The following is an 8,996-nucleotide window of genomic DNA, read 5'->3' as shown; positions in this document are numbered from 1 at the left end:
TCACGAAAACCCCGAGCTACACAAGGCTCTCAGCACGGCGAGCCCCCGCACACCGGCTGACACCCAACCGCTGCCACCACCCCACCCATTCACACTGGGGCGATTTCGAGTGGATGCGCCGCCTGGGCTGGATCGCCCCGGTCTTTTTCGGACGCGTCGACTTCGGCGCCAACGTGCCTGCCGGCGCGGAGCTCGCTGAGTTCACCCCAGTCCCCGCCTCGGACCCACGGCCCGCCGCGCGAGAATGTGACCGTGTACGCCCGCCACGGCTCCTCCGCCCGCCGCCTCCTGGTCGCCGCCCTGATCCCTTTGGCCGCCGATGCGGCGGCGCAGCAGGCGTGGCTGAAGTCGTTCCCCATCGCCACGGACGACCTGATGTACGACTTCGACAACGCCCTGCCGGTCTTCGCGCACGAAGAGGCGGACGAGATCAACGCCGCAGCCGTGATGGGGGAGCTCCGCATGATCGGGGGTCACTTCCGGGAGATGTGCGGTGACCGGCCGGCTGACCCCTGGACGTACGAGGCCCTGGCCACCGATCCGGCCTGGGCGGCGGTACGGGACCTGGCGCGTGAGATCCTCTTCGTCCTCACTGGCGACCGCACCCTCCCCATGCCCGACATCGACGTCATCCCCGCAACCTCCGACACAGCAGCCCCGCTACCGGTCAACCACCTCCCCCCGTAGACCCGCGCCGCCCGGCACCGCGCCTCCTCTGCACCCCACCCCACCTGGCAAGGCTACGAACGCCCCGACCGCATCACCCTGCTTCGGCAACAACCTCCGGCCCGCCCCGGGGCTGACCGGCGGCCTGACCGATGGAGTACGAGGGCACCCGCCCACCCTTTCCACGCCCCCGCGCACCGGCCGGGGCCGGAGCGCTCAGACCTTCGCCCGCTCCAGGTTGCGCGTCATCCGCTCCAGGACGCCCACGGCGGTCCGGTACTCCTCCGGGGATATGCCGGCCGCCGCCAGCTCCCGGAAGGCCCCCACGCGGACCCTGACGTCGTCGAGGCGGGTGCGGCCGTCCTCGGTGAGGGCCAGACGGCCCGGCTCCGGGCGCAGCGCCCAGCCGCCGGCGAGGACCGTCTCGATGGCAGAGGTCAGGGCTCTGGCGTCGGCGTTGGCCGCGAGGAGGGAGCGGACGCCGGTGTCGGTGGTCCGGGGGTCTTCCTCGACGACGTTGAGGACCTGCCAGGCGAGGCGGGTGAGTCCGAAGTCCGCCAGCAGTGCGTCCATGGTGGCGGTCAGGGCTTCGTCGGTGCGGTTGAGCCAGTAGCCGATGGGCTTCACGGTTCTGCTCCTTGTCGTTCCTCCGGCGGGGAGGGCCGGGCGGTGGGTTCAGCGCGCGGTGAAGGCGGGGGCGTTCTCGGCGGCCCACTGGGCGTAGCTGCGTGCGGGGCGGCCGAGGAGGGTCTCGGTGGTGTCGGCGACGGCGGCGGGGCCGTGGCTCGCGGCGGCCCACAGGTCGAGCAGCGAGCCGGCCATCGGCGCGGGCATGAAGGCCGACATCTGCTCTTCGGCGGCCTCGCGGGATATGTGCTCGACCGGGACCTCCCGGCCGATGGCCGCGGAGAGCACCGCCAGTTGGGCACGGAAGCTGAGCGACTCGGGGCCGGTGAGGGTCACCGAGCGGCCCCTGAGGGTGTCGCCGGTCAGGGCTTCGAAGGCGATGTCGGCGATGTCCTCGGGGTGGATGGGCGCGATCTGCGCGTCGGGGTAGGCGAGCCGGACCGGCATCGACCGGCCGATGGGGTGCGCCCAGGCGAAGGAGTTGCTCGCGAAGGCGTCAGGGCGCAGGAAGGTGCAGGTCAGCGGGGAGGCCGCGAGGGCGCGCTCGACCCTGAGGCTGTGGCTCGCGAGCGGGTCGGTCTCCGCGTCGGGACCGAGGACCGAGGACGAGGAGAGGAGGACGACGTGCTCGACGCGGGCGGCCTCGGCGGCCTTCACCAGCTCCTGGATGCCGGACGGCTCGGGGTAGAGGAAGACCTGGCGGACGCCGTCGAGCGCGGCGGCGAAGGTCTCGGGGCGGTCGAGGACCAGCTCGCAGGTCTCCACCCCGGCCGGGACGTCCAGTCCGGCCGGGTGGGCGCTGGCGGCGCGGACGGCGTGCCCGGCGGAGTGCAGACGGCCGAGGACGGCCCGGCCGACCTTGCCGCGGGCGCCGGTGATGAGGGTGGTCATGGGAAGCTCCGCTCGATTTTTCATTGACTGAAGACATATGCATGCTGACACGCACACATTTACATGTCAACACATTCCTGCGCACCGTCACGTAGATACGATGGGGCCCATGAAGAATCACGAAGCGGAGACGGCCGTCGAGGCCGCCGTGGCCGAAGAGCTGCTCAACGCCGTGGGCCCCGCCTTCGGGAAGCTGCGCCGCTCCTCGCTCCTGGAGGTCCAGGACCCGATCTCCCCGAAAGACCTCAGCAGGACCCTCGTCCTCAACGTCGTCCTGGAGATCGCCCATGACGACGCCCGCGAGGTCACCGTCGGCGCCGTCGGCGCCCACCTGGGCGTCGACCCGTCGGTGGCCAGCCGCATGGTGTCCGACTGCATCGCCGCCGGCTACCTGGTCCGCGCCGCCTCCCAGCGCGACGGCCGCCGCACCGTCCTGCACCTCAGCCCCGCAGGCGAAGAGCTGATGGCCCGCTTCCGCCGCCACCAGCGCTCGGCGTACGAGTACATCACCGCCGACTGGAGCGAGCACGACCGGCTGGAGCTCGCCCGCCTGATGGTCAAGTACGTCGCCTCCCAGGAGGCCCTCCGCCGCCCGTAGGGGCCGCGGAGCCCCTTTCAGGAGCTTCCGCCGCCTCATGGGCTTGCGGCTGGCGCAAAGCCGGTGAAGGGGCACGACGGGTTGCGCGCCCCGCCTCTCGCCGCCGGCTCAGCAGGCCCGGGCCGGCAGCCCGCCACACCTCCGCCGCTGCCGACAGCAGTACGAACAGGCTCGCGGTGCTGGTCAGTCCACTGACCCCGGTCCCGGGCCCTGGGCCTCGGCGCCAGCGGCAGCATGACTACCCCCGGGACGCTCCACGCACGTCCCCCGCCCTCGACCTCGACATCACCATGCAGCCCGGGCCGGACGGTGGTCACCGTGGCACGTCAGCCATCGACCAAGCCCGCGTCTACGGTGCGCTGGTCTCGTCCGGTGGATCGAACACCAGTGGGTCTCCTACCGGGTCGAGCCGTCCGTACCCGCCGTCGTGGGCGCGCTACTGACGGACGCCACGAAGGCCGCGTGACGGGAATGCGGATCGGGGAACTCCTCCGGAGCGTGCCGCGCATGTGCTGGGCGTCTACCCGACGGGGATCGACGAGAACAGCGCCACCTTCGAGACCGCCGCCCCCAACGGCCGCGTTCGACAAGGCCAAGCTGCCCGGCCACCGCCTCGTCGCCCTCGAGTCGGCCAGCGTCACGGCGGGGTCGAAGTGGGCGCCGGAGACCGGGACGAAGAGGGCCATCAGGAGCCGAAGACGGTGGCGGTGGAGCCGGCCAGCAGCTGCAGCGCGACGACGTCGGTGACCTCAGTGGCCTGGTTGCCAAGCCGGCACGTCCCGCGCGCTGTTCGACGGAGGCGCCGGTTCCGGGAGTCAGTAGCCGGTGCCGCGCTTGACCTGGGCTCGCTCGGTCCCATGGGTCGCACCCTTGTCGTCCAAGGTGCGACACGCATCGGCGATGTCCTGGGTCAGGCGGTCGATCTGTTCTCGGCTCAGGGTCTCCTTGACCAGGGCGCGCAGGATCTTCACCCGTTCCGCGTTGGGCGGCAGGGTGTATGCCGGCACCATCCAGCCCCGCTCGGCCGAGAGCTGCCAGGCGATGTCGGACTCGTCGTAGGCGTGCTTGCCGGCAAGACGGAAAGCGACCAGCGGCAGCTGCTCAAGGTCGCTCCCGATCACTTCGAAGCGGCCACTGCTCCGCAGATTGTCCGCCAGGGCGCGGGCGTTCTCCTGCATCGCCTTCATGACGTAGGTGTAGCCCTGGCGACCAAGCCGCACGAAGTTGTAGTACTGCGCGAGCACCATCGAGGCACCGGTGGAGAAGTTCAGCGTGAACGTCGCATCGGTCTTGCCCAGGTAGTTCTCGTAGAAGACGAGGTCCTTGGCGAGGTCGGCTTCCTCGCGGAAGACCAGCCATCCGATACCGGGGTAGACCAGTCCGTATTTGTGCCCCGAGACGTTGATCGAACGGACCTGCTCAAGCCGGAAGTCCCATTTCGAGTCCGGGTAGAGGAAGGGCCAGACGAATGCGCCGCTGGCGCCGTCGACATGGATCGGAATGTCGAGGTCCCGCTTTTTGCGAACGTCCCGCAGGAGCTTGTCGATCCCTACGACATCGTCCTTGTGGCCGGTGAACGTGGTGCCGAGGACGGCAACGACGCCGATCGTGTTCTCGTCGAGGTGGGGCTCCACGTCCTCCGGGCCGATCGTGTACTTGTCCACGGCAAGCGGCACGATCCGCGGCTCGACGTCGAAATAGCGGCAGAACTTCTCCCACACTACGTGGACGTCACCCCCGAAAACCAGGTTGGGCCGGTCGATCGAAAGGCCGGCTGCCTGGCGGCGTTCGCGCCACTTCCACTTCAACGACAGCGCGCCGAGCATGATCGCCTCGGATGACCCCTGGGTCCGACATCCGGTTGTCTTGCCCGGCGCGTTGAAGAGGTCGGCGAGCATGCGTACGCAGCGCTGCTCGATCTCCGCGGAAATCGGGTACTCCGCGTGGTCGATGAAGTTGCGGTGAAGATTCTCGGCGATCAGCCGTTGGGCCTCCGGCTCCATCCACGTGGTGACAAACGTGGCCAGGTTGCGCTGCGGGTCGCCCTCCATGGCGAGATCCACATCCACGAGCCTCATCGCGTCCGTCGCGGCCATGCCTTCCTCGGGAAAGGTCTCCGAAGGAGCGGGCACTGTCAGAAACCGGTTTCCGAACAGATCCGCGGCGTCGCTCTTGGTCATACCGGCGACTCAATCACGGTCCGAGAAGAAGCCATACCCAGGACCGGTGGATGGGCCTGGAATGCACGCGAACGGCGTATCCTCCCGAACGGTCGACGATGCTCGCCCGTCACACGGCAGCCCACGCCCCTGCGGATGGACGACTCGGTCCGGGACGGCCCTGAATCCACTTCCACCCTGTACCACCGCGTGATCGGCCAAGAGGCGTCCCGCAATCGATTTCCGGCGGATCCGGGTTGGGCGATCCGCCTCTGGGCGGGCTTCGCCCTCCGCAGCCTGGAGGAGGTCGAAAGTTCCGGCCCGGCTGGGAAAGGAGAACGCCGTCTCCAACCGCAACGGACAAGTGCCGGGAGACATGGGTGGCCGACACTCAGCCGGCTGGAGGAATTCCACAGGCCGGCAGTGTCGGGAATCGACGTCGGCAAACGGCGGGCACCAGCAATTCCTACTCGCGGGTTACCCGTTTCCTGGTGTCGGGTGGGGGTCCGCGGCGAGGTGGGCGGGCCGGGCGCTGAATTGCAGGGCTGACCGGGTGCGCGTCACCCTGATAGCGAGGGCAGGTGCTGACGTGCACACCAGCGACGAGATCTACCACCGGGTGCTCTGGGACCCGCGTTTCGACCCCGAGCGGTTCGTGATGGGGATCGCCGAGCGCGGGGCCCCGCCGAAGCGGGTCCTGCTCGTCGACTTCGTGCCGGGCGGGGAGATCCCCTGGCACCGGGTGGTGTTCTTCGAGGCGGACGGCCAGGTCGTCTGGGACCGCGCCTCCGGCGCCGACCGGCTCGACGAGACCCTCGTCGAGCCGGTCGGTCCCGTGCCGGCCCCGGCCCCCGGCGATGTCCTCGCCGTCCCGTCGACGAACCGCACCGCGGTCGCCTGGCTGCCGCCGGCAAAGTTGTGGCCGCCGATCCAGCACATTCGCCGCGAACACGACCGGCAGATCCGCCGCTGGCCGCCGCACGTCAACGTCCTTTTCGGTTTCGTCCCGGAGGCCGAGTTCGCCCGGGCCCTGCCGCTCGTCTCCGCGGCGCTCGCTGAGACGCCGCCGTTCGCTGCCCGCCTGGCGGGCGTCCACTGGTTCGGACACCGCGAGGACGCCACCGTCTGGCTCGACCCGGCTGCCGCCGGCCACGAGCCCTGGGAGCGGCTGCGGGAGTCCCTGGAGCTCCGCTTCCCGCTCTGCGGATCGCACTCGCACGGCTTCACCCCGCACCTGTCCCTCGGCCGTACCCCGAACCCGCGCTCCCTCGCCCGCAAGGCGGAGACCCTCTTCGGCCCCATGACGGCCCGGGTCGACGAGCTCGTCCTGCTGTCCCGGCACGGCGACGAGCCGATGCGGATCCGGGCCCGCGTCCTGCTCGGCAGCGGCGGTGTACGTCACCCGGAGAATCCGGCCCTTCCGGACGGCCCTCCGCCCTCACCGCCCGTCTGCGGTAACCAGCCGCGGGACGGACGGTCGCCGCACGTCGAGGAATGAGCACCTCGGCGTCGCGGCGGTTGACCGGGCGACCTCAACCGGCGTCAGGCGAAGTTCGACGGTCACCGTGCGCCGGCAGGAAGCCTGATGCCGGACCATCGGGCGACGTCAGTGTGAATGGCGCGGTCGTGGCACTGGGTGGGTGTCAGCCATGACGGGAGGGTCATCCCTGTTCACGCTGCACAGCGTTTCTGATCATGGCTGCCATGGAGTGACCGGGCTGCTGTACGAGGTGCCTTTCCGGAAGTCGGCCGGCTGCCAGGAGCGTGACCGTTCACACCCAGTCCGCCTCCAGACGGCTGGACGAGCCGGCGTCCTTCCCCGCACGCGGGCCGGGTCAGCCCAGCTTCGTGAGCTGGACGTCGACGAGGTCGCCCGGGAACTTCGCGGCGGTGCCGAACGTGTAGAAGGTGGCCAACGCGTTGCCCTTGCGCACTGCCACCAGGTGGCCGGTCGACTTCTCGCCGTCGCCCAGGTCCATGACCACGGTGTAGTGCACCGCCTCGTCACGGGCCTGAACGGGGGCCGAGGTGACGCTGTCGAGCTTGGTCTTGTCACCTTCATAGGTCACCGTGTACCCGCCGGAACACGCGGCGCCTGCGGCCTTGACGGACGCGAAGGCATCCTCGGCGCCCTTGCCGTCGTACGAGGCGACGGTGATCAGGGTCTGGTCCCCGCCGAGCGCCAGCAGGCCGGCCTTGAGCTTGTCCTCGGCGGAGGCTCCCGCGGGGAGTTCCTGCGGCTTGGCCTTGGCCGAGGTGCGGCCGAAGCCGGTGGGCGCACCGACCTTCTGCGCCGTCTGGACCTGGGCGAGCGGCTTGCAGGCGGCGTTGTCGGCCTCGGCCGGCACCGCGGCGGCGCCGGCAGCTCCCTGGGCCGACACGATCTGGTCCTTGAGGTCGGCCTGGGTGACAAGCAGCGCTGCCGTCTCCGCGTCCGACTTGCCCTTGGCGGCCGGGGCGGCGGAGGTCGCGGCAGCGCTCGCGGACGGCTTGCCACCGGCCTTGTCGTCGCTGCCGCCGGAGCCGCACGCGGAGGTGAGCAGGGCCAGGGACACGGCGGACGCGGTCAGGACGGTACGACGCACGAGCGTGCTGCGCACAGTGTTTCCCCCATGAGAAGAGCGATGGAACAGCGGCACGCCACGCGCCCCATCGGGCGGGCGGTCGGCGGCTGCGGTGATCCACACCGTACGGGACCCGGGGCCCCTGACCTGCGCTGAGCCGGTCTGCCGCCCGCATCGTGATCCTGTCGAAACCGCACGTGCCCGCAATCGAGACCACCTCCCGTACAACCAGTGGGCCAAGCTGCGCAACCGCAGCTCCGGGGTCCGGTACGGGCCCGGGCCGGGCGAGCGGCCAGCACCGGACCGGGCACCCGTCAGCAGGGCGCACCCCGGAGGAGCTTCGAGGGCGCGGTACGCGTGGCGATGGGTACGCCGTCGAGCGCGGACCTCCGACCACGCGCTGCCGTGGTGGCGGCTGAACGTCCCCGGACCGCACGGCCCGGCCGAACGCCTCGGTGAGCCTCCGCTACAGCGGTCCCCCGCCCGAACCCCAGTCGCCCAGCAGGTCGATCAGCCCGTCCGGCACGGGCGCTTCACGGTTCCGGTCCACTTCCCCCTCCATTGGCACGGGAGCACGGGCTCCCCTGCCGCGAGGCTAACGGCATGACCTCCCCATCCACCCCACCCCTCGATCCCCGGCCGGCGGCCGTCTGCGACCTCTCGGTCTTCGCGGCGCGCGACGGTGCAGGACAGTGCGGGACGGGACGAGTACGACGGAACCGTCCAGGACCTGTCTCCGGACGGCCTTCAGAGCTTCCGTTGCCGACCCCCTCCCCGGCGCCCCGCGCAGAGACCACCGCCTGGCGTACGTGACCGGCGGCCTCCACCTCGCGCCGGCCGCCCCGGTGCTCGTCTGAGGCGCGGAGCGGTGGCCCTCGCGGCCGGGGCAAGGCTGACGGCCGGGCCGGCGGGATCGGTGCCACACCCGGTTCGTGCCGCGTACCAGGGCTCCGTGTACGTCCTGGAGCGGATGCCGACCATACGGCCGGTTGAGCCGTGGCTGCTTCCACTCCCGTCGTCGGACGGCCGCTCCCCCATGCGAGGGAGGCGGTTCGTGCCCGCGACTGATGAACGCCGGCCGCCGCAGCTGCGATCTTCAACCCAGCGAGAACCGGGGTCGCCACGTGAACCGAGGAGCACCGGTGAACACCGTCGACGAGGCACCGCGCAGTGGTGGTGTGAGACGCGGCCGGCCGGTCGCGCGCCGGTGGATGCCGGGCGCCGATCCCGGGCGCCGATCCCGGCCGCCGTGTTCCTCAGGCCAAGCCGACGCCGTCGAGGCCGGCGTGCGCCGCGCCCCTGCGCGAGCCCCGCTCCGGCTGGTACCGGTGCACCCTCGAGCGCTTGATCACCTTCACAGAGGCCGTGGACGCGCCGGCCGCACTACAGCTGGTTCTTAGGGGAAAGGCACGCAGCATGGGCTTATCGAAGCCGATACACAGCACGGCACCGCAGACCACGACACCCCAGACCCTGCGGCTGACGGAACTC

The 8,996-nt window shown here is 70.7% G+C and carries 6 protein-coding genes and 2 pseudogenes; 3 read left to right on the top strand and 5 right to left on the bottom strand.

Translation table 11 applies throughout. From position 1 onward, the window contains the following. The first annotated feature begins 252 nt into the window (after positions 1–252). Positions 253–687: a hypothetical protein gene (locus AB0469_RS40695; protein WP_366456656.1), complete on the top strand. Its 435-nt coding sequence runs from the start codon at positions 253–255 to the stop codon at positions 685–687. A gap of 195 nt (positions 688–882) precedes the next feature. On the opposite strand, the gene AB0469_RS40690 is transcribed toward AB0469_RS40695, so the two are convergent. Then, positions 883–1,293, bottom strand: coding sequence for a MarR family transcriptional regulator (locus AB0469_RS40690; RefSeq protein ID WP_366456655.1), 411 nt, complete (start codon positions 1,291–1,293; stop codon positions 883–885). A gap of 48 nt (positions 1,294–1,341) precedes the next feature. Continuing rightward, positions 1,342–2,184 (bottom strand): NAD(P)H-binding protein, encoded by an 843-nt coding sequence (locus tag AB0469_RS40685; protein ID WP_366456654.1) that lies wholly within the window; start codon positions 2,182–2,184, stop codon positions 1,342–1,344. 100 nt (positions 2,185–2,284) lie between these two features. Between AB0469_RS40685 and AB0469_RS40680 the strand changes: the two genes are divergently transcribed. Further along, positions 2,285–2,782, top strand: coding sequence for a MarR family winged helix-turn-helix transcriptional regulator (locus AB0469_RS40680; RefSeq protein ID WP_366456652.1), 498 nt, complete (start codon positions 2,285–2,287; stop codon positions 2,780–2,782). Positions 2,783–3,408: 626 nt separating this feature from the next. Here AB0469_RS40680 and AB0469_RS40675 read toward each other — a convergent pair. Further along, a pseudogene (locus AB0469_RS40675) lies at positions 3,409–3,641 on the bottom strand (aquaporin family protein); the annotation flags it as partial. Then, entirely contained in the window at positions 3,598–4,962 is a 1,365-nt protein-coding gene (locus AB0469_RS40670) for a glutamate decarboxylase (RefSeq protein WP_366456651.1), read from the bottom strand. The gene AB0469_RS40670 and the pseudogene AB0469_RS40675, both read right to left, overlap by 44 nt. A 568-nt stretch (positions 4,963–5,530) precedes the next feature. Here AB0469_RS40670 and AB0469_RS40665 point away from each other — a divergent pair. Continuing rightward, positions 5,531–6,337: pseudogene (locus AB0469_RS40665) on the top strand (RNA repair domain-containing protein); the annotation flags it as partial. 439 nt (positions 6,338–6,776) lie between these two features. On the opposite strand, the gene AB0469_RS40660 reads toward AB0469_RS40665, so the two are convergent. Continuing rightward, a complete protein-coding gene (locus tag AB0469_RS40660) occupies positions 6,777–7,541 on the bottom strand; it encodes a hypothetical protein (protein WP_366456650.1) in 765 nt (254 codons plus the stop codon). Positions 7,542–8,996 lie beyond the last annotated feature (1,455 nt).

The organism is Streptomyces sp. NPDC093801, from assembly GCF_040701585.1.
GTDB lineage: Bacteria > Actinomycetota > Actinomycetes > Streptomycetales > Streptomycetaceae > Streptomyces.
This window is presented reverse-complemented; position numbering and strand designations above follow the sequence as displayed.

Excerpts from the sequence above, each read along its gene's own strand:
- AB0469_RS40680 (WP_366456652.1), top strand. The coding sequence starts at position 2,285 with ATGGGGCCCATGAAGAATCACGAAGCGGAGACGGCCGTCGAGGCCGCC.
- AB0469_RS40670 (WP_366456651.1), bottom strand. The coding sequence starts at position 4,962 with ATGACCAAGAGCGACGCCGCGGATCTGTTCGGAAACCGGTTTCTGACA.
- AB0469_RS40685 (WP_366456654.1), bottom strand. The coding sequence starts at position 2,184 with ATGACCACCCTCATCACCGGCGCCCGCGGCAAGGTCGGCCGGGCCGTC.